This is a genomic window from Streptomyces tendae (genome assembly GCF_014650435.1).
GTDB classification, from domain to species: Bacteria; Actinomycetota; Actinomycetes; order Streptomycetales; family Streptomycetaceae; genus Streptomyces; species Streptomyces tendae.
Window position 1 is genome coordinate 1 of the sequence record NZ_BMUY01000138.1, and the last position, 505, is coordinate 505.

The following is a 505-nucleotide window of genomic DNA, read 5'->3' on the forward strand; positions in this document are numbered from 1 at the left end:
CCGCAGCAACATAAGTTCCGCCGAAAGGATGTCCCTGCACTGTTGTACAGCCGCCACATTCTTCCTTTCTGTCACGTACGCCGCAGCAATCTGCGCCACAAATTGCTTCCATAATACTAAAATCATCCATAGCTTTCCTCTAACTTACAACACCATAATTAAGGTTCCTGCCCCTATGAGAATACATCCGATCAGAGATTTTACCGTAAATTGCTCATGTAAAAATACAAATGCCAGAATCAGTGTGATTACCACACTAAGTTTATCAACAGGAACTACTTTTGATGCTTCTCCAAGCTGTAATGCCCGGTAATAACAAAGCCAGGATGCCCCTGTCGCCAGACCAGATAAAATCAAAAATACCCAACTCTTTCTGCTGATTTCTGAAATTCCACTCTGCACATGGGTGAGAAAAACCATTCCCCACGCCATCACAACCACAACAACCGTCCGAATCGCGGTGGCAAGATTCGAATTTACACCTTCAATTCCAATCTTCGCCAAT

Annotated in this window: 1 protein-coding gene; it reads right to left on the reverse strand. The window is 44.0% G+C overall.

Going from position 1 to position 505, the window contains the following annotated elements; translation table 11 throughout:
* Positions 1–144: 144 nt before the first annotated feature.
* Positions 145–505 (reverse strand): EamA family transporter (locus tag IE258_RS41030; protein WP_189750866.1); only part of this gene is annotated, 361 nt, incomplete at its 5' end.